The 26,376-nt window shown below is 62.7% G+C and carries 26 protein-coding genes; 21 read left to right on the plus strand and 5 right to left on the minus strand.

The genetic code is table 11. From position 1 onward, the window contains the following. Positions 1 to 32: 32 nt before the first annotated feature. The 7 genes from BSF79_RS03715 to BSF79_RS03745 all read left to right on the plus strand — a co-directional run bounded on the left by BSF79_RS03715 (position 33) and on the right by BSF79_RS03745 (position 8,048). On the plus strand, positions 33 to 974 hold the full coding sequence (locus BSF79_RS03715; protein WP_090268424.1) for a tripartite tricarboxylate transporter substrate-binding protein: 942 nt from the start codon (positions 33 to 35) through the stop codon (positions 972 to 974). A 63-nt stretch (positions 975 to 1,037) separates the two neighbouring features. Next, the gene (locus tag BSF79_RS03720) at positions 1,038 to 1,568 is read left to right on the plus strand and encodes a tripartite tricarboxylate transporter TctB family protein (protein WP_090268426.1); all 531 of its coding nucleotides are present in this window, start codon (positions 1,038 to 1,040) and stop codon (positions 1,566 to 1,568) included. Positions 1,569 to 1,577: 9 nt separating this feature from the next. Then, on the plus strand, positions 1,578 to 3,197 hold the full coding sequence (locus tag BSF79_RS03725) for a tripartite tricarboxylate transporter permease (protein ID WP_090268428.1): 1,620 nt from the start codon (positions 1,578 to 1,580) through the stop codon (positions 3,195 to 3,197). After that, the gene (locus BSF79_RS03730; RefSeq protein WP_245776316.1) at positions 3,179 to 4,546 is read left to right on the plus strand and encodes an aldehyde dehydrogenase family protein; all 1,368 of its coding nucleotides are present in this window, start codon (positions 3,179 to 3,181) and stop codon (positions 4,544 to 4,546) included. The genes BSF79_RS03725 and BSF79_RS03730 overlap by 19 nt, the downstream gene beginning before the upstream one ends. After that, a complete protein-coding gene (locus BSF79_RS03735; RefSeq protein ID WP_090268429.1) occupies positions 4,543 to 5,832 on the plus strand; it encodes an aspartate aminotransferase family protein in 1,290 nt (429 codons plus the stop codon). Before BSF79_RS03730 ends, BSF79_RS03735 begins: the two co-directional genes overlap by 4 nt. Continuing rightward, positions 5,829 to 6,770, plus strand: coding sequence for a homoserine kinase (locus tag BSF79_RS03740; RefSeq protein WP_090268430.1), 942 nt, complete (start codon positions 5,829 to 5,831; stop codon positions 6,768 to 6,770). The genes BSF79_RS03735 and BSF79_RS03740 overlap by 4 nt, the downstream gene beginning before the upstream one ends. Before the next feature lie 33 nt (positions 6,771 to 6,803). Then, complete coding sequence (locus tag BSF79_RS03745) at positions 6,804 to 8,048, plus strand: Tm-1-like ATP-binding domain-containing protein (RefSeq protein WP_090268432.1); 1,245 nt, start codon at positions 6,804 to 6,806, stop codon at positions 8,046 to 8,048. 56 nt (positions 8,049 to 8,104) lie between these two features. On the opposite strand, the gene hpaR is transcribed toward BSF79_RS03745, so the two are convergent. Then, a complete protein-coding gene (gene hpaR / locus BSF79_RS03750; RefSeq protein WP_342741839.1) occupies positions 8,105 to 8,560 on the minus strand; it encodes a homoprotocatechuate degradation operon regulator HpaR in 456 nt (151 codons plus the stop codon). 98 nt (positions 8,561 to 8,658) lie between these two features. Between hpaR and BSF79_RS03755 the strand changes: the two genes are divergently transcribed. The 5 genes from BSF79_RS03755 to hpaH are packed head-to-tail and all read left to right on the plus strand — an operon-like array spanning position 8,659 to position 13,260. Beyond that, entirely contained in the window at positions 8,659 to 9,042 is a 384-nt protein-coding gene (locus BSF79_RS03755) for a 5-carboxymethyl-2-hydroxymuconate Delta-isomerase (protein ID WP_090268434.1), read from the plus strand. Positions 9,043 to 9,045: 3 nt separating this feature from the next. Next, positions 9,046 to 10,557: a 5-carboxymethyl-2-hydroxymuconate semialdehyde dehydrogenase gene (gene hpaE, locus BSF79_RS03760; protein ID WP_090268436.1), complete on the plus strand. Its 1,512-nt coding sequence runs from the start codon at positions 9,046 to 9,048 to the stop codon at positions 10,555 to 10,557. A 12-nt stretch (positions 10,558 to 10,569) separates the two neighbouring features. Then, complete coding sequence (hpaD, locus tag BSF79_RS03765; protein ID WP_090268438.1) at positions 10,570 to 11,550, plus strand: 3,4-dihydroxyphenylacetate 2,3-dioxygenase; 981 nt, start codon at positions 10,570 to 10,572, stop codon at positions 11,548 to 11,550. Between the two features lie 55 nt (positions 11,551 to 11,605). After that, positions 11,606 to 12,463 (plus strand): fumarylacetoacetate hydrolase family protein, encoded by an 858-nt coding sequence (locus tag BSF79_RS03770; protein ID WP_090268711.1) that lies wholly within the window; start codon positions 11,606 to 11,608, stop codon positions 12,461 to 12,463. Then, entirely contained in the window at positions 12,460 to 13,260 is an 801-nt protein-coding gene (gene hpaH / locus BSF79_RS03775) for a 2-oxo-hept-4-ene-1,7-dioate hydratase (RefSeq protein ID WP_090268440.1), read from the plus strand. The genes BSF79_RS03770 and hpaH overlap by 4 nt, the downstream gene beginning before the upstream one ends. Positions 13,261 to 13,334: 74 nt before the next feature. Here hpaH and BSF79_RS03780 read toward each other — a convergent pair whose 3' ends face one another. Beyond that, positions 13,335 to 14,330: an acyltransferase family protein gene (locus tag BSF79_RS03780; RefSeq protein WP_090268442.1), complete on the minus strand. Its 996-nt coding sequence runs from the start codon at positions 14,328 to 14,330 to the stop codon at positions 13,335 to 13,337. A gap of 133 nt (positions 14,331 to 14,463) precedes the next feature. Between BSF79_RS03780 and BSF79_RS03785 the strand changes: the two genes are divergently transcribed. Next, positions 14,464 to 15,867, plus strand: a complete 1,404-nt coding sequence (locus BSF79_RS03785) for an FAD-binding oxidoreductase (protein WP_090268712.1) — start codon at positions 14,464 to 14,466, stop codon at positions 15,865 to 15,867. Position 15,868: 1 nt separating this feature from the next. Here BSF79_RS03785 and hemE read toward each other — a convergent pair whose 3' ends face one another. Further along, positions 15,869 to 16,903 carry a uroporphyrinogen decarboxylase gene (gene hemE / locus BSF79_RS03790; protein WP_090268444.1) on the minus strand — a complete coding sequence of 345 codons (1,035 nt, stop codon included), beginning with the start codon at positions 16,901 to 16,903 and terminating at the stop codon, positions 15,869 to 15,871. Positions 16,904 to 17,220: 317 nt separating this feature from the next. Between hemE and hemC the strand changes: the two genes are divergently transcribed. After that, entirely contained in the window at positions 17,221 to 18,165 is a 945-nt protein-coding gene (gene hemC / locus BSF79_RS03795; RefSeq protein WP_090268446.1) for a hydroxymethylbilane synthase, read from the plus strand. Between the two features lie 77 nt (positions 18,166 to 18,242). On the opposite strand, the gene BSF79_RS03800 is transcribed toward hemC, so the two are convergent. Beyond that, positions 18,243 to 18,488, minus strand: a complete 246-nt coding sequence (locus BSF79_RS03800; RefSeq protein ID WP_090268447.1) for an accessory factor UbiK family protein — start codon at positions 18,486 to 18,488, stop codon at positions 18,243 to 18,245. 96 nt (positions 18,489 to 18,584) lie between these two features. On the opposite strand from BSF79_RS03800, the gene lgt reads away from it, so the two are divergent. The 5 genes from lgt (at position 18,585) to BSF79_RS03820 (ending at position 22,805) form a co-directional block, all read left to right on the plus strand. Further along, entirely contained in the window at positions 18,585 to 19,487 is a 903-nt protein-coding gene (gene lgt / locus BSF79_RS03805) for a prolipoprotein diacylglyceryl transferase (protein WP_090268450.1), read from the plus strand. Then, positions 19,484 to 20,545, plus strand: a complete 1,062-nt coding sequence (locus BSF79_RS03810) for a class I SAM-dependent methyltransferase (RefSeq protein ID WP_175545248.1) — start codon at positions 19,484 to 19,486, stop codon at positions 20,543 to 20,545. Before lgt ends, BSF79_RS03810 begins: the two co-directional genes overlap by 4 nt. Continuing rightward, the gene (gene pgeF / locus BSF79_RS03815) at positions 20,542 to 21,297 is read left to right on the plus strand and encodes a peptidoglycan editing factor PgeF (protein WP_090268452.1); all 756 of its coding nucleotides are present in this window, start codon (positions 20,542 to 20,544) and stop codon (positions 21,295 to 21,297) included. The genes BSF79_RS03810 and pgeF overlap by 4 nt, the downstream gene beginning before the upstream one ends. Positions 21,298 to 21,555: 258 nt before the next feature. Beyond that, positions 21,556 to 21,690 (plus strand): hypothetical protein, encoded by a 135-nt coding sequence (locus BSF79_RS20195; RefSeq protein WP_281248627.1) that lies wholly within the window; start codon positions 21,556 to 21,558, stop codon positions 21,688 to 21,690. 338 nt (positions 21,691 to 22,028) lie between these two features. Further along, positions 22,029 to 22,805, plus strand: coding sequence for a Hint domain-containing protein (locus tag BSF79_RS03820; RefSeq protein WP_090268454.1), 777 nt, complete (start codon positions 22,029 to 22,031; stop codon positions 22,803 to 22,805). 48 nt (positions 22,806 to 22,853) lie between these two features. Here the strand turns inward: BSF79_RS03820 and BSF79_RS03825 are convergent, their stop codons facing one another. Further along, positions 22,854 to 23,354 (minus strand): Lrp/AsnC family transcriptional regulator, encoded by a 501-nt coding sequence (locus tag BSF79_RS03825; protein WP_090268456.1) that lies wholly within the window; start codon positions 23,352 to 23,354, stop codon positions 22,854 to 22,856. Between the two features lie 196 nt (positions 23,355 to 23,550). On the opposite strand from BSF79_RS03825, the gene trxB reads away from it, so the two are divergent. Then, positions 23,551 to 24,495: a thioredoxin-disulfide reductase gene (trxB, locus tag BSF79_RS03830; protein WP_090268714.1), complete on the plus strand. Its 945-nt coding sequence runs from the start codon at positions 23,551 to 23,553 to the stop codon at positions 24,493 to 24,495. A 157-nt stretch (positions 24,496 to 24,652) separates the two neighbouring features. Next, positions 24,653 to 26,359, plus strand: a complete 1,707-nt coding sequence (locus BSF79_RS03835; protein WP_090268458.1) for a bifunctional sulfate adenylyltransferase/adenylylsulfate kinase — start codon at positions 24,653 to 24,655, stop codon at positions 26,357 to 26,359. The last annotated feature ends 17 nt before the right edge of the window (positions 26,360 to 26,376 follow it).

Consider the following 26,376-nt stretch of genomic DNA (forward strand, 5'->3'; position numbering starts at 1 on the left):
GCATAATGAACCGACACAACAGGGAGACTGCAATGAAACCAACCACACTCATGGGCGGAGCACTTGCTCTTGCCATGGCTGTCACAGCCGGCGCAGCTGTGGCAGAGTATCCTGAAAAGCCGGTCAGCTTTATCGTACCCTGGCCACCGGGCGATCTCGAAGACGTCCTGACCCGGATGATCGCCGAAGATTTTCAGGCCGAATACGGCGTATCCGCAGCCGTGGTGAACAAACCCGGCGGTGGCGGCGGGCCGTTCCCCGGCGCGATCGAGGTGGCACAGGCCCCCGCTGATGGCTACACCATCGGGTCATTCGTGATCGGCGTGCCGGTTGTCGGCCACCAGATCGGCATCGACGAACTGACCCCGGCCAAATTCGACCCGCTGGGCGTTTTCCTGACCTATCCGTTCGTCATCGCCACCAGCGCCGACGCGCCTTATTCCACCATGGCCGAACTGGCAGACTATGCCAAATCGAACGATGTGGCGCTGGGGCATTTTGGCGATGTGCTGACCCCCACCCAAGTAACCAAGGCCTTCGCTAAGAATGCCGGGTTCGAATGGGGCTCAGACGCGGCCTTTGATGCGCTTGATTGCAACACGCTGGCCTCGGGCGACGCGGATGTGATCAACACCACGCTGCAACTGATCCTGCCCTGCCTCGACAGCGTCAAGGTGCTGGTCTCGATCACCGACGAGCGTATCCCGCTGGTGCCCGACGCCCCCACGATCGGCGAGTTGGACGACACCCTTAACATCGCGCTGTGGAACGGGCTGTTCGTGACCAAGGACACCCCCGCTGACGTGCGTGAGAAAATCATCGCCGTGGCGGAGAAAACCGTGACGAGCGAGCGCGCACAGGCCATCGCTGCCGAAACCGGCGCACTGGTTTATTGGCAAGGGGCCGACGCGGCCGCCGCCCGGATCGCCACCGATATCGCAACCGTGGACCGCATCGGCAAACTGCTGGAATGATCCCGACATCCGGGCCGGACGATCCTGTCGTCCGGCCCTTCCCCTACCCCGGACCTCCCTGACATGAGCAGCGAAGACCCCTCCCGCCCCATTGGCAGACGCAGCGGCCAGCTCCTGTTTGCACTGGGCTTCGTGATCCTCTCGGCACTGTTGCTAAGCCAGATCACCGAGCAGACCAAATGGGCCGCAAAAACCAAATTCTTTGCACAGCCCCGCTTCTGGCCCGCCGTCAGCCTTGCCGGCATGGTGCTGTTTGGCGGGCTGCACCTCTGGCGCCTGCCGCGTCGCCGCTATGCCCGCGCCGACGGGCAAGAGGCGCGGATCTGGCTGGCCTCTCTGGAATATGCGCTGTGGTTTCTTGCCTATGTCTGGCTGGTGCCGCTGGCCGGATACCTGCCGACCACGCTGGTGTTCATGCCGCTGATGGTCTGGCGACTTGGCTACCGTGACCGCCGCATGCTGTGGATCAGCGCGGGGCTGGGCTTTGCCATCGTCGTGCTGTTCAAAAGTCTGCTGCACGTCAGAATCCCCGGCGGGGCGATCTATGAATATCTCCCCGGCGCGATGCGCAACTTTTTCATCCTGAATTTCTGAGGGTCTGATATGGATCTGCTTCTCTCCAGCCTCGATATTCTGGCGCGCTGGGATGTGGCCTTGGCGCTGCTGGTCGGCTCGGTCGGCGGGGTTCTGATCGGGGCCATTCCAGGCGTTGGCCCCGCCGTTGCCATCGCCATCCTGCTGCCCGCCACCTTCTCGATGGACCCCATCGTAGGGCTGACCGTGCTGCTGGGGATCTACGGCAGCTCGATGTATGGCGGCGCGATCCCGGCGATCCTGATCAATACCCCCGGCACCGCAGTCAACGCGCTGACCACCTATGACGGTTTTCCGATGACCACGCGCGGCGAAGCCCGCCGCGCGCTCAGCCTGGCCTATTCCGCGTCGTTCTTCGGCGGCATCTTTTCGGTCATCTGCCTGATCCTGTTCGCCCCGGTGCTGGCCAAAATCGCCCCAATGTTCGGCTCGCGCGAGATTTTTCTGGCGGCACTTTTGGGCATCATCCTTGTGGTCACCGCCCACCGCGGCCAGACCCTGATCGCCGCCGCGCTGGCCTGCCTGGGGATATTCATCAACACCATCGGGCTTGAACCGGTGAAATATTCCAAACGCTACACCTTCGATCAATCCTATCTGTCCAGCGGGATCAACCTGATCGTGGTGGTTCTGGGCCTGTTTGCCCTGTCACAGGCGTTCTTCCTGTTGCAGGGCGAGGATGAAAAAACCCGCATCACCAAACTGAAAGGCGGCCTGTTTCAGGGCCTGCGCGAACTCGGGCGCCACCCGCGCGTGGCCGCAGTCTCAGCCAGCTTCGGCGTGGTGATGGGGATGATCCCCGGCGTGGGCGAGTTTACGGCGCAATTCATGTCCTACACCTATGCGCAGAAATCCTCGAAACGGCCGCAGGATTTCGGCCATGGCTCCAGCGAAGGGCTGATCGCGGCCGAAACCTCGAACAACGCCGTGCCCGCCGCCGCCATGGTGCCGCTGCTGGCCCTTGGCATCCCCGGCGAGGCGCTGACCGCGATGATGCTGTCGGTGTTTTACGTCCACAACGTCGTGCCCGGCCCGCAGCTGTTCCAGAACCAGATGGATTTCGTCATGGCGCTCTATCTGGCGCTGCTGATCCTGAATGTCATGGTGCTGGTGTTCCTTCTGTTCGCCACCAATCAGCTGATCAAGGTGGTGAAAATCCCCAACCGGTTCCTTGGCGTCTGTGTCCTGACGCTCAGCTTCGTTGGCGTCTATTCCTTGCGCAACTCGGCCACCGATTGCGTGATTGCCACGGTTTTCGGCGTTCTGGGCTTCGTCCTGAAACGCCTGTCGCTGCCCGTCGTGCCGATCATCCTCGGCATGGTTCTGGGCGGCATCATGGAGGTCAAGCTGCGCGCCGGAATGGCCCGCGTCAAAACCCCGTTCGATTTCATCGACCGCCCCATCGCCATGATCCTGTTTCTGGTGATCCTCGGCGTGTTGGCCCTGCATATCCGCCGCGTCTGGCTGGATCACAAACTAATCAAGGAGGCCAGATGGTCGACCAAACACTCATCGACGCGCTTCGGCGCGCACCTGTTGCGCCGCAAAAACTTCATATCAACGGAGCGTGGCAAGACGGTTCGGGCACGCCGCTCGACGTTGTCTCACCGATCGACGGACAAAGACTGACCACGCTGGAATGCGCCACGGCACCCGATGTTGACCGCGCCGTTGCCGCCGCCCGCGCGTCGTTCGACGATGGCCGCTGGTCGCGTATGGCCCCGGCAGGCCGCAAGAAAGTGCTGCACAAAATCGCCGACCTGATCGAGGCCGAAGCCCTGGCCCTGACCGTTCTGGGCGTGCGCGACAACGGCACCGAAATCAACATGGCCCTCAAGGCCGAGGCCGGGTCCGCCGCAGGCACCTTCCGTTATTACGCCGAGGCGCTGGATAAGGTGTATGGCGAGATTGCCCCCACCGCCCCCAATGTTCTGGGGCTGATCCACCGCGACCCCGTGGGCGTTGTCGGCGCCATTGTGCCGTGGAATTTCCCGCTGATGATCGGCGCATGGAAACTGGCCCCGGCCTTGGCGGCGGGCAATTCCGTGGTGCTGAAACCCGCCGAAACCGCCTCGCTCTCGTTGCTGCGTCTGGCAGACATCTGCGCCGAGGCTGGCCTGCCCGACGGCGTGCTGAACGTCGTCACCGGACCGGGGCATATAACCGGCGAAGCACTGGCGCTGTCGATGGATGTCGATGTGCTGGTCTTCACCGGCTCAGGCGCCACCGGTCGGCGATTGCTGGAATATTCCGCGCGCTCCAACCTGAAACGGGTCTATCTGGAACTGGGCGGCAAATCCCCCAACGTGGTCTTCGCCGACGCGCCTGATCTGGACCTTGCCGCAAAAACCTCGGCCATGGGGATCTTCCGCAACTCCGGTCAGGTCTGCGTCGCTGGCTCGCGCCTGCTGGTCGAGGCTTCGGTGCACGACGATTTCGTCGCCCGCGTCGCGCATCACGCGGCGGCGCTGCAAGTCGGCGACCCGCTGGACCTGAACAGCCACATCGGCGCGGTCAATTCGGAAACCCAACTGGCGGGCAATCTGGGCTTTGTCAGCGATGCCGTGGCCGAGGGCGCCACACTCGCCCTTGGCGGCAACCGCATCCTGCAAGACACCGGCGGCACCTATATGGAGCCCACGATTGTCACCGGCGTCGCCCCGCATCACCGCCTCGCGCAGCAAGAGGTCTTCGGCCCGGTTCTGGCCGTCACCCCCTTCACCACTGACGCCGAAGCGATCACCATCGCCAATTCCACCGACTACGGACTATCCGCAGGCGTATGGACAGCATCGCTGCCCCGCGCCCACAAGATGATCCGCGCCATCCGCGCGGGCATCGTGCATGTGAACACATATGGCGGGTCGGACAACACCGTGCCGCTGGGCGGCGTCAAACAATCCGGCAACGGGCATGACAAATCACTGCACGCGATGGATAAGTACCTCGACCTCAAAACCGCTTGGATTCAACTATGACCGAAACCCTGCTTGAAAAACGCGCCCGCCTGCTGGGCCCCAATATGCCCACCTTCTATGATGACCCCGTGCATCTGGTGAAAGGACAGGGCGTCTGGCTCTGGGATGATCAGGGCCGCAAATACCTTGATTGCTATAACAACGTGCCGCATGTCGGCCACTGCCACCCGCGCGTGGTCGAAGCGATCTGTAAACAGGCCGGAACGCTGAACACCCACACCCGGTATCTGCACGACGGGATCGTGAACTATGCCGAGGCGCTGACCGCCACCTTCGACGACAGCCTTGATACCGTCCTGATGACCTGCACCGGGTCCGAGGCCAACGACGTCGCCCTGCGCATGGCGCAGGCCGTGACCGGCAAAACCGGTGTGATCGCCACCGATCACACCTATCACGGCAACACCATGGCGGTGTCGCAACTGTCGCGCACCAAACCACCGATCGGCGGCTACTGGGACAATATCGCCTTCGTCCCCGCCCCCGACAGCTATCGCCCCTTGGGGGGCGAGCCGGGCATGGCGCACGCCCTCGCCTTCGCCGCCGAGGTCGAAAAACAGATCGCCGTGCTCGAGACCAAAGGCCACGGCATTTCCGCGCTGGTGGTCTGTCCGGCCTTTGCCAACGAAGGCTTCCCCGACCTGCCGCACGGCTGGCTGACCCCCGCAGTCGAGGCCGTGCGCCGCGCTGGCGGCATCATCATCGCAGATGAGGTCCAGCCCGGTTTCGGCCGCCTTGGCAGCCACTTCTGGGGCCACCAGAAAATCGGCTTTGTTCCGGAAATTGCCACCATCGGCAAACCCATGGCCAACGGCCACCCCGTCGGCGCGGTGATTGCCGGGCACGATGCAATGGCCGCCTTCCGCAACGCCTTTGGCTATTTCAACACCTTCGGCGGCAATCCGGTCTCCACCGCCGCCTGCCTTGCCACCTTGCAGGTGATCAACGACGAAGGCCTGATGCAGAACGCGGCCGAGGTTGGCGCCTATGCCAAAACCGCGCTGCAACAGCTTGCAGACCGCCACGCCTGCATCGGCGATGTGCGCGGCTCGGGGCTGTTCTTCGGTGCCGAAATGGTGCTGGACCGCGCCACCAAAGCCCCCGCCACCGCTTTCACCAAACGCGTCGCCAACGGCATGCGCCAGCGCGGCGTGCTGCTGAACTTCCTCGGGGTGCACTACAACGTGCTGAAAATGCGCCCGCCCATGGTCTTTGCCCGCGAAAACGTCGATCAGATGATCGAGGCACTCGACGCGGTCCTGACCGAAACCCCGTTAACCGCATGAGCGATACAACAGCCATCCGCGCCGCCGCTCTGTGGGGGATCACCCCGGATCAGATCACCCTCGCCGCCCGGCGCGAAAATACCGTCTACCGCGCCACCACACCGGCGGGCCGTTTCGCCCTGCGCCTGCACCGCCCCGGCTACCGTACCGAGGCCGAGCTGACCTCGGAACTGCAATGGATGGCGATGCTGAACAGCGGCGGCATGACCGTCCCGCGCCCGATCCCCTCGCAGTCCGGCACCCTGATCGAGATGGTCGAGGAAACACCGGTGGATCTGCTGACATGGCTGCCCGGCCACCCCGCAGGCACCGCAGGCACGCTTGATGGCATCCCCGACCGCGCCGGATTCTGCCGCCAGCTTGGCCAAACCTTCGCCATGCTGCACGACCTCAGCGACGCCTGGCAGCCGCCCGCAGGTTTCAGCCGCCCGCATTGGAACCGCGCCGGCCTGCTGGGCGCGACCCCGCTCTGGGGCCGGTTCTGGGACAACCCCGACCTGACGCAATCACAGCGCACCACCCTGCTGGCCGTGCGCGACCGGGCCGAGGCCTGCCTTGCCGCGCTGGAATCGGATCTCGACTATGGCCTGATCCACGCCGACGCGCTCAGCGAAAACATTCTGGTCGAGGCAGGCACCCTGTCGCTGATCGACTTCGACGATGGCGGCTATGGCTTTCGTGACTTCGATCTGGCCACCTTCCTGCTGCGCTTTCTGGATGCCCCCGATTACCCCGCCCTGCGCGACGCATTGCTCGAAGGCTACGCCACACGGCGGCACGTCGACCCCGAACAGCTCGAACTGTTCATCCTGCTGCGCGCCCTGACCTATCCCGGCTGGATCATCCCCCGCCTCGCCGAACCCGGCGGCGCCGACCGTTGCACCCGCGCGATCCGAACGGCCCTGCCGCTGGCCGAAGCCTTCCTGCGCACGCCCTGACCCCATGATTCCCCGACCGACAAGAGGCCGAATATGACCGCCCCCAAGACCATTCTCGTCGCTGGCACCTATGACACCAAAGATGACGAACTGTCCTATCTGGCCGAACGCATCCGCGCACAGGGCGGCGCCGTCCTGTCGATGGATGTCAGCGTGCTGGGCGATCCCAAAACCCCCACCGACCTCAGCAAACATCAGGTCGCCGAAGCAGGCGGCAGCACGATCCAGACCGCGATCGACAGCAATGATGAAAACGTCGCAATGCAGATCATGGCCAAAGGCGCCGCTGCCCTCGCCGCCCGCCTGCACGCCCAAGCGCGCATCGACGGGGTAATCGTGCTGGGCGGCACGATGGGCACCGATCTGGCGCTTGACCTGTGCAGCGCCCTGCCACTGGGCGTGCCGAAATATGTCGTCTCGACCGTGTCTTTCTCGGCCATGCTGCCGCCCGAACGGCTGGCCGCAGATATTCAGATGATCCTCTGGGCCGGCGGGCTCTATGGTCTGAACTCGGTCTGCAAATCCTCGCTGTCACAGGCCGCCGGGGCTGTGCTCGGCGCCGCCCGCGCCGTCGAAGCGCCAAACAGCAGCAAACCCCTGATCGGCATGACCTCGTTCGGCAAAACCATCCTGCACTATATGGTCCAGCTGAAACCGGCGCTGGAACAGCGCGGCTACGAGGTCGCCGTCTTCCACGCCACCGGCATGGGCGGACGCGCATTTGAATCGCTCGCCGCCGAACGCGCCTTTGCCTGCGTGATGGATTTCGCCACGCAGGAAGTCGGCAATCACCTGATGGGCTCGGGCATTTCTGCGGGCGCGGACAGGCTGACCAACGCCGGCAACAGCGCCACACCTCAGATGATCGCCCCAGCCTGCTATGATCTGGTCGACCTGATCGGCTGGCAGCCCCTGCCCGACCGCCTGTCCGACCGCCCCAGCCACGCGCACAACCGGCTGCTCACCTCTGTCGTGCTCACCGCGGATGAACGCCGCCAGGTCGCCCGCACCATGTCCGCCAAGCTTTCAACCGCCAAAGGGCCGACCGCCTTCCTGCTGCCCACCCAAGGCTGCAACGAATGGGACCGCCCCGGCGCCCCGCTGCACGACGCCGAAGGGCTATCCGCCTTCTGCGAGGAACTGCGCACCACCTGCCCGGCCAACACCCAGCTGCACGAACTCCCCTGCCACATCAACGACCCCGACTTCAGCCAAACCGTCCTGGCACTCTTCGACACATGGGTCGCGCAGGGCATCGTGCCCCCCGGACAGCCCTGATGGTTTCTTTCTGACCCAAATACTCCCGCCGGAGGCACCTGCCCGCACCACAAGCACTACCGCCCGCTGTCGCGCTCCAACGCGTCCAACTCGTTCAGCAGATCCAGCAACTCATCCAGCTTGGCCGCACCAAAACTGTCGCGCAGCCATTGGTTCAACCGCTGACTTTCCTGCAGGTTGTCCACAATCAACTGCCGACCCGACCCGGTGATCGTCACCAACTGCTTGCGCCGATCCGTCGGATGCGGCGCGCGGCTGATCAGCACCTTGCCCTCCAGCGTCTGCAAAATCCGCGTCAGCGACGGCAGCAACAAACACGACCGCTCGGCAATCTCGGTCGGGTCCAGCGTGCCGCGCTCGTTCAGCACCCGCAACACACGCCACTGCTGCTCGGTCACGCCAACATCGTTCAGCATCGCCCGGATCGGCCCCATGACCTTTTCGCGCGCGCGCAGCAGCGCAATCGGAAGCGAGCGATTCGTCTCGGGCGGGCTGTTCGGTTTCATATCCATATCTTTGTTTGCCCCGGTTTTTTCGCGCTGGCAATATCAGGGCTTGACGCCCCCACCCCATCTACTTAACATGTTAATCACAATTGCGGGGAGGAGACATGCCGCATTTCATCATCGACTATTCCGCCAATCTCGAGGATGCGGTGGATATCGCGGCCCTGTGCGACCTGCTGCGCCGCACCGCGATTGAAACCGGTGTGTTCCCGCTGGCGGGCGTGCGCGTGCGCGCCTTCGCCGCGACCCACGTCAGCATCGCCGACGGCGACCCCAAGCACGGCTATATCGACATCTCCATCCGCCTGCGCGCGGGCCGCGATCTGGACACCCGACAGCAGGCAACCACCGCAATCTTCGCCGCCGCCAAGGATTTCCTGGCCCCCGTGATGCAAACCCGCTCGCTGGCGCTGTCCTGCGAGATGCGGAATATCGACCCGGATCTGTCGCCCAAAACCGGCACGATCCGCGACCACCTGAAAGGCTGAACCATGTCCGACCTGACCACCAATATCGACACGCTCGCGGGCTATCTGACGCGGTTTGCCGACACCGGCGTGCTGAACCGGATCGGCGGGCAAGACCTGCCCGCCCAAAGCGGCCTGACCTTCGATAACCACTCCCCGGTGGACGAAACCTTTATCTGCACCGTGGCCCAATCCGGCGCCGCCGATATCGACGCCGCCGCACAGGCCGCCAAGGCCGCCTTTCCCGCATGGCGCGATATGCCCGCGGCGCAGCGCAAAGCCATCCTGCACAAGATCGCCGACGGCATCGTTGCGCGCGCCGAAGAAATCGCACTGTGCGAATGCTGGGACACCGGGCAGGCGCTGCGCTTCATGTCCAAGGCCGCCCTGCGCGGCGCGGCAAACTTCCGGTTCTTCGCCGACAAGGCCACCGCCGCGCGCGACGGGCAGCACCTGCCCTCGCCCACGCTGATGAATATCACCACCCGCGTGCCGATCGGCCCGGTGGGCGTGATCACCCCGTGGAACACGCCGTTCATGCTCTCCACCTGGAAAATCGCGCCCGCGCTGGCCGCAGGCTGCACCGTGGTGCACAAACCGGCCGAATTCAGCCCCGTCACCGCCCGCATCCTGATGGAGATCGCCGAACAGGCCGGCCTGCCCCCCGGCGTCTGGAACCTCGTGAACGGCTTTGGCGAGGATGCCGGCCGCGCCCTGACCGAACATCCCGACATCAAGGCCATCGCCTTTGTCGGTGAAACCAAAACCGGCAGCATGATCATGAAACAGGGCGCTGACACGCTCAAACGTGTGCATTTCGAACTGGGCGGCAAAAACCCCGTCGTGGTGTTCGACGATGCCGATCTGGACCGCGCTTTGGATGCCGCGATCTTCATGATCTACTCTCTGAACGGCGAACGCTGCACCTCCTCCAGCCGCCTGTTGCTGCACGCGCCGATTGCCGACGCCTTCACCGCCAAACTGATTGAACGCGTGAACCGGATCAAGGTCGGCCATCCGCTGGACCCGACGACCGAGGTCGGGCCACTGATCCACAAAACCCACTTCACCAAGGTGTGCAGCTATTTCGACATCGCCCGACAGGACGGCGCCACCATTGCCGCAGGCGGCGCAGCGCTGGATCAACCCGGCTACTACGTCAAGCCAACGCTGTTCACCGACGCGACCAATGACATGCGCATCGCGCAGCAGGAAATCTTCGGCCCCGTCCTGACCACCCTCACGTTTCAAACCGAAGCCGAGGCCCTCGCCATCGCCAACGATGTGCCATATGGTCTGACCGGCTATGTCTGGACCAACGACCTGACCCGCGCGCTGCGCTTCACCAACGCGCTCGAGGCCGGAATGATCTGGGTCAACAGCGAAAACGTGCGCCACCTGCCCACCCCGTTCGGTGGCGTCAAGACCAGCGGCATCGGGCGCGATGGCGGCGACTGGTCGTTCGAGTTCTATATGGAACAAAAACACATCGGCCTCGCGCTTGGTCAGCACGCAATCCCGAAACTTGGCGCGTAAGGAGGAACCACCATGCCCGTCCCCGCCCCCGTCCTTTATCCCCCGTTCAACATCGTGCGCCTAAGCCACGTGGAATTCGGCGTGACCGATCTGGCCGCCAGCCGCGCGTTCTACGTCGATACGCTGGGCCTGCAAGTCACCTATGAAGATGACGAAAGCCTGTATATGCGCGCGATGGAAGAGCGCGGCCACCACTGCATCGCCCTGCGCAAAGCCGACAAACCCGAAGCCCGCGTGCTGGGGTTCAAGCTCTACGACACCCCCGACCTCGACAAGGCCGCCGCGTTTTTCGCCGCCAAGGGCCTGCCGGTCGAATGGGTCGAACGCCCCTTCATGGGCCGCACCCTGCGCACCTGCGATAACTTCGGCATCCCGTTGGAATTCTACGTCCAAATGGACCGGCTCCCACCAATCCACCAGCAATACAAGCTCTACAACGGCGTCAAAGCCCTGCGGATCGACCATTTCAACATGTTCACCAGCGACGTCGACGCCAGCGTGGCCTTCTATAACGAAATCGGCTTTCGCACGACCGAATACACCGAAGACGAAGACAGCCAGAAACTCTGGGCCGCCTGGATGCACCGCAAGGGCGGCGTGCACGACGTGGCCTTCACCAACGGGCTGGGTCCGCGACTGCACCACACCGCCTTCTGGGTACCGACCCCGCTGAACATCATCGAATTGCTCGATCTGATGGCGACCACCGGCTATGTGGCCAATATCGAACGCGGGCCGGGGCGCCACGGGATCTCCAACGCCTTCTTCCTCTATATCCTCGACCCCGACGGTCACCGGATCGAGATTTACTGTTCGGACTATCAAACCGTCGATCCCGATCTTGAACCGATCAAATGGGATCTGAAAGACCCGCAGCGGCAAACCCTCTGGGGCGCCCCCGCCCCGCGCAGCTGGTTCGAACACGGCAGCCTGTTTGCCGGGGTCGACCCCGTGGCCTCGGCCATGACCGCTCAACCAATCATCGCCCCCTGACCGGGGCGGCGATTGCCCAGGCACGACCAATTTGGCCAAGACGAAAGAGGAAAAGATGCGCTTTGCAACGGTAACGGCTGACGAACAGCAACTCTACGGCGCGGTGATCGACGGCGGCTTTGTCGCGCTCTCGCCCGACTTCCCGCAATGGCCAACCCTGCGCGAAGTGATCGCCGCCGACGCGCTGCCCACGCTGACCAAAGCCGCCACAGGCCGCGCCGTGACCCACCCCGAGGGCAGTTTCAGCTGGGACATCCCCATTCCCGCCCCCGAAAAAATCATCTGCGTCGGCGTCAATTTTCCCGACCGCAACGCCGAATACAAAGACGGGCAGGACGCCCCCCCCAACATGTCGCTGTTCATCCGCTTTCCGCGCAGCTTCACCGGGCACGGCGCGCCGCTGATCCGCCCGCCCGAAACCCCGCAGCTCGACTATGAAGGCGAAATTGCCGTGATCATCGGCAAAGGTGGGCGGCGCATCCCCCAAGATCAGGCCCTAAGCCACATCGCCGCCCTGACCCTGTGCAACGAAGGCACTCTGCGCGACTGGGTCCGGCACGCGAAATTCAACGTCACACAGGGCAAGAACTGGGACCGCTCCGGCGCCATGGGCCCGTGGATCGTGCCGTTTGAACGCCCCGATCAGATCACCGATGTGCAGCTGACCACCCGCGTGAACGGCGAGGTCCGGCAAGACGACCGCACCGGGCGCATGCTGTTCCCGGTCGCGCGCCAGATCGCCTATATCTCGACCTTCACCACGCTGGTTCCGGGCGACATCATCGTCACCGGCACCCCCACCGGGGCCGGCGCGCGCTTTGATCCGCCGCGCTACCTCGTGCCCGGCGACGTGATCGAGGTCGAAGCCCAAGGCATCGGCACCCTGCGCAACACCGTCGAGGATGAAACATGACCCCCGATCAGGCAAAAACCGCCGCCGAGGCGCTGTTTCAAGCCGAAACAACCGGTCAGCAGATCGGGCTTCTCTCGCTGGCCTATCCGGGGATGAGCATGGACGACGCTTACGCCGTGCAGGCCGCCCTGATCGCGCGGCGCAAACGCGCGGGCCACAAGGTGATCGGCTGGAAAATCGGCCTGACATCCAAGGCCATGCAACAATCGCTCAACATCGACATTCCCGACAGCGGCATGCTGATGGACGACATGCTGTTCTCCAATGGTGCGACCATTCCCGCCCGCCGCTTCATTCAGCCGCGGGTCGAGGCCGAGATCGCCTTCGTCATGAAAGCCCCGCTTGCGGGCGAAACCGTCACGCGGGCCGATGTGATCGCGGCAACCGACTATGTCACCCCATCGCTTGAAATCCTCGATACCCGCATCCTGCGGGCCGACCCGGCAACTGGCAAGACGCGGATCATCACCGATACGATCTCGGACAACGCCGCCAACGCGGGTCTGGTTCTGGGGGATCACCGCCACGCCATCGACACCGTCGATCTGCGTTGGGTCGGCGCCATCGTCAGCCGCAACGCCGAGGTCGAAGAAACCGGACTGGGCGCAGGCGTCCTGAATGACCCGGTCGAAGGGATCGTCTGGCTGGCACGGCGGATGAACACCTACGGCCAGCGGATCGAAGCGGGCCAGATCATCCTGTCCGGCAGCTTCATCCGCCCGATCGAAGCCCCCTCCGGCGCGCAAATCAGCGCAGATTTCGGCAGCTTCGGCACGGTCGGCATTCAATTCGCCTGAGGCCCCACCCGGTTCACATTTTCAAAATGTCCCCGCCAGAGGCATCCACCGCCACAGCCGAAAACCGCCCGTCCCTACGTTGCGCGACGGCTGCCAAACCCTGCCAGTCGCGACAGCCCCAACCGCTGCACCACTTGGTCCAGCAGCACTGGCAGCCCAATCCCGCAGCCAACACCAAGCAACAGATGCAGCGCCAAACCTTCCTGCCCCAGCTTCAGCAGCACCACCCGGACCACCGCAAGAACGATGATATGCGTCAGATACACCGGCATGGTCCGCTGCCCCAACCAGGCCAGCGCCGCACCTGGCTGCACCCCCGCCGTGCGCCCGACCAGAACCGTGAACCCCAAGACCGCCGCCAAGGCCAGCAACTGCCCCGCAGGCGGCACCGGCACCGCCCCCCAAATCCACACCAACCCCTCGGTGCCGACCAGCAAAAGCACCGCCAGCCCCAACGGAAATCGCCCGTCCAGAAGCTCTGCCCTGCGGCTGGCCAAAATCACCCCCGCCAGAAAATAGGGCGCATTTTCAAGCACATTCACCAAACCACCGGGATCGAACCCCATGGCGAAATACCCCAGTGCAGCCAAGGCCAGCACGATCAGAACCGGCTCGGTCCGGGCGCGGAACAGCCTGTGCAGAGCGTATGTCACAACCTGCAACACGAACAACGCCCACAGGAACCAGAACACGCTTTTGGGCGGCGCCGGATACATCAGCAACCCGATCAGATCGACCGGCGCCCGCCCCTCTCCCGCCGCCATCAACGCCAGCGCCTCGACCCAGGACCACAGGACCAGCGGCCACAAAAGGCTCTCTGTCCGGCCGCGCAAAAATGCGCCCGGCGCGGCAACGGCCTTGAAAAACAGCCCCGACACGAAAAAGAACACAGGCATGTGGAACAGATAAATCGCGTTTTCCACCGCGCTGAACAGACGCTCATCCGGGATCAGCCCCGCGCCCTCCAACCCGATCCAGCAATGCCCCAGCACCACCAGAACAATCGCCGCGCCCTTGACCGCGTCAAAACCGCTGTTGCGTCGCAGGATTGCGTCGGGGGGCTGTGTCATTGTCCGTCCTGTCTGCCGTTTCGCCTGCTGAACGCGCTGATAATCAGCCCGACACAGGTGCGTCAAGCCCTTGCTCCCTTGCCAATCCCCGCCATTCCACAGACAGATGGACCGCACCACCGAGGAGACTACGATGATTGAACAGCTGCGCGCAATTCTGGGCGACGACCACGTACTGACCGGACAGCAGATCGCCCGCTGGACCCAGGACTGGACCGGCGCCTATCATTTTCAGCCGCTGGCCGTTGTGCGCCCCGCGAACACGGAACAAGTCTCTGCCGTCGTGAAGCTGGCCAACCGCACCGGCACCCCAATCGTGCCCGTCTCGGGCAACACCGGCCTGACCGGCGGCACGCGCGCCGACGGCGCCGTGATGCTGTCGCTCGACCGCATGAACGCCATCCGCGACATCCGCCCCGATGCCCGCATCGCGATCGTCGAGGCGGGCGTGATCCTGTCCACCCTGCACGACGCCACCGAAGCGCAGGACCTGATTTTCCCGCTGACATTCGGCGCCAAGGGCTCGGCCATGATCGGCGGCTGCCTGTCCACCAACGCCGGCGGCTCGAACGTGCTGCGCTATGGCAACACCCGCGATCTGGTCCTCGGGATCGAAGCCGTGCTGCCCACCGGCGAGGTGATGACCCTGATGAGCGAACTGCACAAGGACAACTCTGGCTACAACCTCAAACACCTGCTGATCGGGGCCGAAGGCACGCTGGGCATCATCACCGCCGCTGTGCTGAAACTGCACACCAAACCGCGCGCCTATGCCACCGCCATGGTCGCGGTTCCCTCGCTGAATGACGCGCTGACCCTGCTCAACCGCCTGCAAGAGGCCACAGGCGGCGGGGTCGAGGCATTTGAATACATGCCGCGCGCCTATATCGAAGGGCACCTGGCAAAATTCCCCGACGCCCGCGCGCCCTTCGATCAGACCTTTGATGTGAATATCCTGGTCGAGGTCGGCGCCACAGCGCCCCGCGATTGCACGGTCGGCCCCGATGGCCAAACCCCCGTCGCCAGCTATCTCGAGGAAGTGCTGGCCGACATGTTCGAAAACGGCAGCATTCTCGATGCGGTCGTGGCCCACAACCACGCCCAGCGCGCCGAGATGTGGCAACGCCGCGAGGTCGCCGCCGAGATCGCCCTCGCCCACAGCCCGATCGTGAACAACGACATCGCCGTGCCGATCGACAAAGTCGCGCTTTTCCTTGAACAGATCGAAGCCCGCATGCCCGCGCTGGACGCGGGCGCAACAGCCATCACCGTGGCGCATCTGGGCGACGGCAATGTGCATTACACCGTCTGGCCAACAAGCCTCGACCCCGTGGTGCACGACGCCATCATGGAGGCGGTCGAGGATGTCGTCCTTGAGCTTGGCGGCAGCTTCTCCGCCGAACACGGCATCGGCACCTCGAAACTGCCCTCGATGCGGCGGCGCAAGAACCCGGTCGCGCTGATGGCGATGCGGGCGATCAAGACGGCGCTGGACCCCAACGGAATTCTCAATCCCGGCAAGGTCCTGCCCGACTAATTCAGCAGCCGCGCACCGTGTCGATCATCAACTGCACGTTCTCGGGGTCAGCGTCTGGCGTGATGCCGTGACCAAGGTTGAAAATATGCGGCCCGTTGCGGAATGCCTCGACAATCCGGCGGGTCTCATCGACCAAAGCCTGCCCGCCGGTGACCATATGCGATGACTTCAGGTTGCCCTGCACGCAGCCATCGACCTGCACATGTTCTGCCGCCCATTCGGCCGTCACGCTGTCATCCACCGCCACGCAATCCGCCCCGGTCGCCTTGGCAAAGCCGATATATTTATCGCCCGCCTCGCGTGGGAACGCGATCACCGGAATGCCCGGATGCCGCTTCTTCAACTCTGAAATGATGTATTTCGCAGGCGCCAGCGCGTATTTGTCAAAATCTTCGCCCTTCAGCGACCCGGCCCAGCTGTCGAACAGCTTGACCACCTCGGCCCCCGCCTCGATCTGCGCCGACAGGTAATCCACGGTCGAGGTCGTCAGAAGCTCGATCAGCCCCTCGAATACCGCCCGGTTTTCCGCCTTCAGCGCATGTGCCGGTCCCTGATCCTTCGTCCCACGCCCGGCAATCATATAGGTCGCAACGGTCCACGGCGCACCCGCGAACCCGATCAGCGTGGTTTCCTTCGGCAAGTCGCGCTTCACGCGCCGTACCGTGTCATAAATCGGGTTCAGCACCTCGTGAATCGCATCGCCCCCGGTCAGGGCCGCCAGTTGGTCCGCCGTTGTCGTGGTCGACAGCCGCGGCCCCTCGCCGGTCACGAACCACAGATCCGCGCCCAGCGCCTGCGGCAACAGCAGGATATCGGCGAACAGAATCGCCGCATCAAAGCCATAGCGCCGGATCGGCTGCATCGTGACCTCGGCCGCCAGCTCGCTATTGTAACACAGCGACAGGAAATCCCCCGCCTGCGCCCGCGTGGCGCGGTACTCGGGCAGATATCGCCCCGCCTGACGCATCATCCAGATCGGTGGCGTGTCCAGTGTTTCACCAGCCAACGCGCGCAATATCTTCTTCTGCTCAGACATGAGGCTCCCCTTTTTCTCATCGGTTCGTCCCCTTCCTTCGGCAGGATGTCAAGCCGCGCGCGCAGTTTTCGCGCCCCTCACGTCCATAGGCCGCATGACACGCGGCAACGCCCGCTTTGTTAATCTGGAAAAACCGCGCGCACCGTCTGCATCCGATGTGCATGATCTGTGCATGTCGATCATATCGCCAATTTTGGGCCGCAGCCCTTGTTAACCTGGGCTTTCGTGGCGATTCGGCCCCGGCGGGGCAATCTGTCCCGCCCCGCAATCCGCATGGGTGCTTGTCAGATCACCGCACCATGGCTAGAGCTTGGCGCATGACTTTGACCTTGCCCAGCCCCGCCTCCCCGCTGAAGATCGGCACCCGTGGTTCCCCGCTTGCACTGGCGCAAGCCTATGAGACCCGTGCCCGGCTTTCTACTGCTTTTGATCTGCCCGAACAGGCGTTCGAGATCGTTGTCATCAAGACGACAGGCGACAGGGTGCTGGATCGCCCGCTGAAAGAAATCGGCGGCAAGGGCTTGTTTACAAAGGAAATCGAAGACGCAATGCTGTCGGGCGACATCGACCTCGCCGTGCATTCGATGAAGGATATGCCGGTGGCGCAGCCGGCAGGCCTGCTGCTCGATACCTACCTGCCGCGCGAAGATGTCCGCGACGCGTTTGTCTCGCTGGCCGTCGAAACCCTGTCCGACCTGCCCGAAGGCGCCGAAGTTGGCAGCTCCTCGTTGCGCCGTCGCGCGCAACTGCTGAACGCCTTTCCGCATCTCAAGGTCGTTGAGTTGCGTGGCAACGTGCAGACCCGGCTGAAAAAGCTTGAAAACGGCGTGGCCCAAGCCACCTTCCTCGCCATGGCCGGCCTCAACCGCCTCGGCATGGCCGACATCGCCCGCTCCGCCATCGCCCCCGAACAGATGCTGCCCGCCGTCGCGCAGGGTGCCATTGGCATCGAACGCCGTGCCGATGACAGCCGTGCTGCGGCGATGCTCGAAGCAATTCACCATTTGGAAACCGGCCAACGCCTTGCTGCCGAACGATCTTTTCTGAAAGCTTTGGATGGGTCGTGCGAAACACCGATCGCCGGTCTTGCCGAACTCGATGGCACCACCCTGCGCCTGCGCGGCGAGGTGCTGCGCCCTGACGGGTCGGAAAAGATCAACGAGGATCGCAGCTGCCCCATCGCCGATGGTCCGGCCCTTGGGCACGAAATGGCGCAGTCACTTCTATCGCAAGCAGGCGAAGGCTTCTTCGACTGGCGCTAACCGCAGGTCAGATCAGCCGGGCCGCCCAAAACAGGCGGCGCGGCTGGGCATTGAAGCGTATGAACGTTCAAAACCCGTTACTTCGCGGCCTGCTCCAGCAGCTCGATCCGCGCTTTCAGTGCCTCGTTTTCCTCACGCGCCTTCTGCGCCATGGCGCGAACGGCGTCGAATTCCTCGCGCGTGACGAAATCACGGTCGGCGACCCAGCGGTCAATCCAACCCTTCATCGCGGTTTCCGCCTCGTCTTTGGCGCCTTGGGCCACGCCCATCGCATTGGTCATCAGATGTGACATGTCGTCGAAAAATTTGTTACGGGTTTGCATGTGGGTCTCCACCGTTACAGTCGATTCCTATATGGGGTGCAAACCGGTCCGCCACAAGGTTGACTTGCCCCCATTGCCAGAGGCACACAGACGCACATGCAGGCCATGATCCCCTTCCCCGACATTTCCCCCGAGATCTTCTCGATTCCCCTATTCGGGTTCGAGTTCGCCCTGCGCTGGTACGCGCTGGCCTATATCGCGGGCATCCTGATCGGCTGGCGCATCGTCGTCGCAGCGGTCAAACGCCCAAACCTGTGGCCGAATGATCGCGCCCCCATGACCCCGGCTCAGGTCGAGGATCTGCTCAGCTGGGTCATCCTCGGCATCATCCTCGGCGGGCGCCTTGGCTTTGTGCTGTTCTATAAACCCGGCTACTATTTACGCAATCCGACCGAGATTCCGATGGTTTGGCAGGGCGGCATGTCGTTCCACGGCGGCTTTCTCGGCGTGGTGCTGGTGGCGCTGGTGTTCACGGCGCGCCACAAAATCCCGCGCCTGTCGGCAGGTGACGCGCTGGCGCTGGCGGTGCCCACCGGGCTGATGCTGGGCCGTATCGCCAACTTCATCAACGCCGAACTGTGGGGACGCCCCACAACCCTGCCGTGGGGTGTGGCCTTTCCCGGCGCGTCGGCCCAAACCTGCGAAGGCGTGATTGGCCTGTGCGCCCGCCACCCCTCGCAACTCTACGAAGCCGCCCTCGAAGGCCTCGTTCTTGGCCTGCTGCTGCTCTGGCTGGCCTTCCGCCGCGGCGCGTTGAAAATACCCGGTCAGGTGATGGGCCTTTTCGTCATCGGCTATGGCATCGCCCGTTTTATCGTCGAGTTTTTCAGACAGGCCGATGATCAGTTCATCAGCCTCGACAACCCGATGGGCTATGTCGTGCACCTTGGCCCTGCGGGCGTCACCATGGGACAACTGCTGTCGCTGCCGATGATCCTGCTCGGGCTGGCAATCGTGCTTTATGCGCGCAGGTATGCGCAAACGCGTGCACGCGCATGACGGCGATGCGGCAGCACCTTCTGGCGCGGATCGCGGCCACCGGCCCGCTCAGCGTCGCCGACTATATGACCGAGTGCCTGCTGCACCCGACGCTGGGCTATTACACTACCCGCGATCCATTTGGCGCGATGGGCGACTTCACCACCGCGCCTGAAATCAGCCAGATGTTCGGCGAACTTGTGGGGCTGGCGCTGGCGCAAAGCTGGCTTGATCAGGGCGCCCCCGCCCCCTTCGCTCTGGCCGAGGCGGGGCCGGGCCGCGGCACCCTTATGGATGACATCCTGCGCGCCACCCGGAATGTGCCCGGCTTTCACGCCGCCATGCGGATCTATCTGATCGAGGCCTCGCCACTGCTGCGCGCGCGCCAGCTGACCGTGCTGGGCCGCGCCGATGCCAATTGGATCGACCAGATCGACGAGCTGCCCGACCTGCCGCTGTTCTTCGTCGCCAACGAATTTTTCGACGCCCTGCCGATCCGGCAATTTCAGCGCGACGGCGATGGCTGGCGCGAACGCCGCATCACCGCTCAGGGCAACGACCTGCACTTCGCCCTTGGTGGCGTGGCACCACAACCCGCGCTGGCCCACCGCCTTGCCGACACCGCCACCGGTGATCTGGTCGAGATCTGCACCGCCGCCCCGGCCATGGCGGCCGCTCTGGGCCACTGCATTCAGACCCGCGGCGGCGCCGCCCTGATCATCGACTATGGCGACTGGCGCTCGCAAGGCGACACCCTGCAAGCGCTGCGCGCGCATGAACCGGTCGATCCGCTCAGCGCCCCCGGCCAATCCGACCTGACCGCGCATGTCGACTTCGAGGCGCTGGCCCTTGCCACCCCCTCGGCCTACAGCCGCCTGACGCCGCAGGGCCTGTTTCTGGAACGGCTCGGCATCACCGCCCGTGCGCAAACCCTTGCCGACCGGCTCAGCGGTGCCGCGCGCGACAGCCTGATCGCCGCACATCGGCGCTTGACGCACCCCGAGGAAATGGGGACGCTCTTCAAAACCCTCGCGCTCTTCCCCAAAGGCGCGACCCCGCCTCCCGGATTTGCACCATGACTTTGGAAATTCTGACTTCTGACAGCCTGAACGGCATCCGCCACGGATTTTTCACCCGCAAGGGCGGCGCCTCCTCCGGCGTGTTTCAGGGGCTGAACTGCGGGCAAGGGTCGTCGGACCAATCCGAGATTGTCGCCATCAACCGCGCGCGCGTTGCGGCGGCGATGGGTCTGCCGGTCGAACAGATGGTCGGCGTGCATCAGGTGCATTCCACCGACGTTCATACAGTCGAAATACCGACGCAATACCGACCCAAAGCCGACGCCCTTGTCACGGCCACGCCGGGGGTCGCCCTGTCGATTCTGACCGCAGATTGCCAGCCGGTTTTATTCGCCGACAGCACCGCCCGCGTGATCGGTGCCGCCCATGCGGGCTGGCGCGGAGCGCTTGAGGGCGTGCTGGAAGCCACGCTTGACGCGATGCAGGCGCTGGGGGCCAAACCTGAAAACATCACCGCCGTCATCGGCCCCTCGATCAGTCAGCGCGCCTATGAGGTCGGGCCCGAGTTTCTTGACGATTTCATCGCTGATGATGTTGATAATACAAAGTTTTTCTCGAACGGGCGTGGCGACCGGATGTTGTTCGACCTGCCCGCCTACGGCCTGCACCGCTTGCGCCGCGCTGGCGTGGGACTGGCGCAATGGACCCGCCACTGCACCTACAGCGACCCGGATCGGTTCTATTCCTACCGCCGGACCACCCATGAAGGCGAAGCTGATTATGGGCGTCTGATCTCGGTTATCCGCCTGTAACGGCGCCCCCGCGCCATTTGTTTGCCCCATTCCCGACCGAATGCCGCACAGTTCGGATCAAAAGCGCCCTCGCTACATCTGTTTATTCATTGATTCCAAACGATTGACGCATTTCCACCTATGGCTGTGGCTGTCGGGAAAGCCCACCGTATTTGCCCGATTATTCCCTGCCCTTGCCAAAACAAAGCCGCATTGGAAGCTCATATTGTTTCCCAACCCGGCGCAAAAGACGCCGTCAGATTCAGAAGGAGCAGCACGATGCAAAAACAGAAACGCTGGATGAAATCGGCAATCGAAACCTCCAAAGCCGAAATGCCCGCCCTGCCTTGGGCCCGCGGCAACCGCCGTCTGAACAAAGCTGCTGCGAAGCCGGGCAAACTGCGCACCGCATGAAGCCCGCATATTGAGTTTTGACCGCAAGGTCTCAAAGTATTTCAGAGTGCCCTTTTAATCAGTCTCAGGAGCCGCACCGATCCCCGGGGCGGCTCTTACTGATTCTGCGTATCGCTCCAGCGAACCGAATCAGAATGTGGCGACCGCGTTCTCGGATCAGCAACAAAGCGATCTCAGCCCGACGTTTCCCGTCCTATTTGCCGCCAATACCCCGGTTTTTTTGACAACTCATGCAGATTTTTCCCATTGTGTACCTTCTTCAGATGGAATTTTTAATGTCCTTCTGTCGTTGTCGGTGGGGGCCGACGCGGATGTGACGCACACAATAGGTGACGTGCATGACGAGTATCCCGCCCCTGACCGGCTTTCGGAACGAACAATTTTCGACCACGCGCACACAGCGCCCCACGACCCACCATACCCCGCGAAAGCCAGCGCTGATGCGCCGCTATGACGTGACCTATCTTGGGTCGAGCGGTCGCACCGAATGGCAGAACTTCGTCGCGCCAGCGAATGCGACTTTCGAATCGGCCTTCTCGGCTTTTGCGCGCGGCACCCTGATCCGGACCACCGACGGCCCCTGCGCGGTCGAGGATCTGGACCCTGGCATGATGATTGAAACACACGAGTTCGGCCCGCAACCGCTGCAATGGCTGGGCTCGATGCAGATCATCCCGAACGCGCCCGTGGACACGCCTGAACAGACCCGCCTGACGCGAATCATGCCTGATACCTTCGGGATCGGCAGGCCGATATCAGACCTGATGATCGGCCCCGGCGCACGCTTGTTGCGGCATGTGCCCGGCGGCGAGCCGGATCAGGATGAACTGACCCCGGTCAGCAATGTTGTCGATGGTGATGGGGTTTTCCAAATCACGCCGCCGATGCCCGTACAGGTTCATCACCTGTGCCTGCCTCGCCACGCGACCATCTTTGTCGGCGGACTGCGCATGGAAAGCTATCATCCCGGCGAAGGCTTTGCCGAACTACTGGGGCCAAATATGCTCAAATTATTCCTGTCGCTGTTCCCGCATATCCAGAGCCTTCAGGATTTTGGCACCATGGCCTATCTCCACAGCCGGTCCTTGCAACGTGGACAGCTTTCGTTGGTGTAACCCGCGAAACACGCAGTTCAGCCCTTTCCGCAGGATCAAACCAACTGATCAGGCCATACGGCTGAGCCGCTCTTCCAGCACCTCGAACGGTACGCCGGGTTCGTCCTTGGCGCCCCGAATCACCAAACTGGTCTTGACCGAGGCCACATTGTGCGCGGTCAGCAATTGCGAGGTCAGAAAGCTCTGAAAAGTGCTCAGATCAGGCGCCACGCATTTGAGGATGAAATCCACCTCGCCGTTCAGCATGTGGCACTCGCGCACCAGCGGCCAGTTCCGGCACAGGGTCTCGAACGCGCTCAGATCCGCCTCTGCCTGACTTTGCAGCCCAACCATGGCATAGACTTGAACCTCGAACCCCAGTTCGCGCGCATCGACATCGGCATGATACCCGCGGATGAAACCGGCCTCTTCCAGCGTGCGCACACGCCGCAGACAGGGCGGGGCAGAAATGCCAACGCGCTTGGCCAGTTCCACGTTGGTCATCCGACCATCTGCCTGCAACTCAGCTAGTATTTTGCGATCAATGGGATCAAGCCGCGTTGTGGGCATCGTGGTCCTCCTGTGGAACAGTTTCTTATACCACCCAGAGCTGCCCGCGCAAGATTCTTTCCCCTTGGCGCAAGATCATTGCGGAATATTCGCATTTGTGCTGTTTTTCCGATTTCTCACCCAAGCCCTTCCCCCCGGTTCCACTGGCGACTATATGAATTTACGGTTCAAAAAATCGCAAACGAAGGGGGCCCCCATGGCCGAGACACGTCACACATCGGTACTGATCATCGGCTCTGGGCCTGCGGGCTATACCGCTGGGGTCTATGCCAGCCGAGCGATGCTCTCGCCCATTCTGGTGCAGGGGATCGAGCCGGGCGGGCAGCTGACCACCACGACCGAAGTAGAAAACTGGCCCGGCCTGACCGAAGTTCAGGGCCCCGACCTCATGATCCAGATGGAGGCGCACGCCAAGGCGATGGGCTGCGAAATCATCGGCGATATCATCATGTCGCTGGACACCACGGCGCGCCCCTTTACCGCAATTGGCGATAGCGGCACGATCTATACGGCCGATGCTGTTATTCTGGCGACGGGCGCGCGCGCCAAGTGGCTGGGGCTGCCCTCGGAAGACGCCTATAAGGGCTTCGGCGTATCGGCCTGCGCTACCTGCGATGGCTTTTTCTATCGCGGTCAGGAAATCGTGGTCATCGGTGGCGGCAATACGGCCGTCGAAGAGGCGCTGTTCCTGACCAACTTCGCCTCAAAGGTCACACTGATCCATCGTCGCGACGAATTGCGCGCAGAAAAAATCCTGATCGATCGGTTGATGAAGAATCCCAAGATTGAACCGTTGTGGTTCCATCAGCTTGACGAAGTTGTGGGCGAAGATAACCCCAAAGGCGTCACCGCCGTGCGTGTGAAGCATGTGAAAACCGGCGAAATCACCGAGATCCCCTGCAAGGGCGTATTTGTCGCCATTGGCCACGCGCCTGCCAACGAATTGGTCAAGGATGTGCTTGAGCTGCACAATGGCGGCTATGTCACCGTCAAACCGGGCAGCACCGAAACCTCGATTCCCGGCATTTTCGCCGCAGGCGACCTGACGGATCACAAATATCGGCAGGCTGTAACCTCAGCCGGAATGGGGTGTATGGCGGCGCTGGACGCTGAACGCTTTATTGCCGAAAATGCGGTATAAACGTCCCATTTTTGGCAAATAGGCGGCACTTTTACCCGTTTTTCGCCGATCTCGGAATGATGTCTTGAAAACGGACCGCTACAAGGTCTAGGTCCGCTTGCGTAATGTGTTCCCCTGCACCGCGTGCGACTGAAATTGCATACCGAGAGTTATCCAGATGTATACGTCCAATCTTGCTCCGATTTCGGAGCTTTATGTATCTTACGAGTCAGCCCAGAAATTGAAGATTGAGGCCGCAAACCTCATCAGTTGGGATCTGACCCCTCGCCAGATTTGTGATCTGGAACTCTTGATGAATGGCGGTTTCAACCCGCTCAAGGGCTTCCTGAGCGAAGAAGACTACGACGGCGTTGTCGAAAACATGCGTACAGCAGACGGCGCACTGTGGCCGATTCCGATCAACTTGGATGTGTCTGAGAAATTCGCCGAAACTCTCGAACTGGGGCAGGATATTGCGCTGCGCGACCAGGAAGGCGTGATCCTCGCCACCATGACCGTCACCGATCGCTGGGAGCCGAACAAGGCTCGTGAAGCGGAAAAGGTGTTTGGCGCTGATGACGACGCCCATCCGGCCGTCAACTATCTGCATAACCAGGCCGGAAAGATCTATCTCGGCGGTCCCGTGACCGGAATTCAGCAGCCCGTTCACTATGATTTTCGCGGTCGCCGCGACACCCCGAATGAATTGCGCGCCTATTTCCGCAAGCTGGGCTGGCGCAAGGTTGTCGCTTTCCAGACCCGGAACCCGCTGCACCGTGCGCATCAGGAACTGACCTTCCGCGCCGCCAAAGAAGCGCAGGCAAACCTGCTGATCCATCCCGTCGTTGGTCTGACAAAACCCGGCGATGTCGATCACTTCACCCGCGTGCGCTGCTACGAGGCGGTTCTGGACAAATATCCGGCGGCCACCACCACCATGTCGCTGCTGAACTTGGCCATGCGTATGGCTGGCCCGCGTGAAGCGGTCTGGCACGGCCTGATCCGCGCCAACCACGGCTGCACCCACTTCATCGTTGGCCGCGACCACGCCGGCCCCGGTAAGAACTCGGCTGGCGAAGATTTCTATGGCCCCTATGACGCGCAGGAACTGTTCGCCGCCCATCAAGAGGAAATGGGCATCGAAATGGTCGACTTCAAACATATGGTTTGGGTCGCCGAGCGTGCACAATACGAACCCGCAGACGAGATCGAAGAAGGCGTAACCGTCCTCAACATCTCGGGCACCGAGCTGCGCCGCCGTCTGGCCGAAGGTCTGGAAATCCCCGAGTGGTTCTCCTTCCCCGAGGTGGTGACCGAGCTGCGCAAGACCAGACCGCCGCGGGCCAAACAAGGCTTCACCGTCTTTTTCACCGGCTTCTCCGGCTCAGGAAAATCGACCATCGCCAACGCGCTGATGGTCAAACTGATGGAAATGGGCGGGCGCCCGGTGACGCTTCTTGATGGCGACATCGTGCGGAAAAACCTCAGCTCCGAGCTGGGCTTCTCGAAAGAGCACCGCGACCTGAACATCCGCCGCATCGGTTATGTCGCGTCCGAGATCACCAAAAACGGCGGCATCGCCATCTGTGCCCCAATCGCGCCCTACGCCACGACGCGTCGCGCGGTGCGCGAGGATGTCGAACAATTCGGTGCCTTCATCGAAGTGCACGTCGCCACCTCGATCGAGGAATGCGAAAAGCGCGACCGCAAGGGCCTCTACAAGCTGGCGCGCGAAGGCAAGATCAAGGAGTTCACTGGCATCTCTGACCCATACGACGTGCCCGTGTCACCCGAATTGCGGATCGAGACCGAAGGCACAGACGTCGACAACTGCGCCCATCAGGTTCTTCTGAAGCTGGAAAGCTTGGGCCTGATCGCGGATTAAGCACCCGCGCCCAATGC

The organism is Thalassovita taeanensis (assembly GCF_900110775.1).
GTDB lineage: Bacteria > Pseudomonadota > Alphaproteobacteria > Rhodobacterales > Rhodobacteraceae > Litorimicrobium > Litorimicrobium taeanense.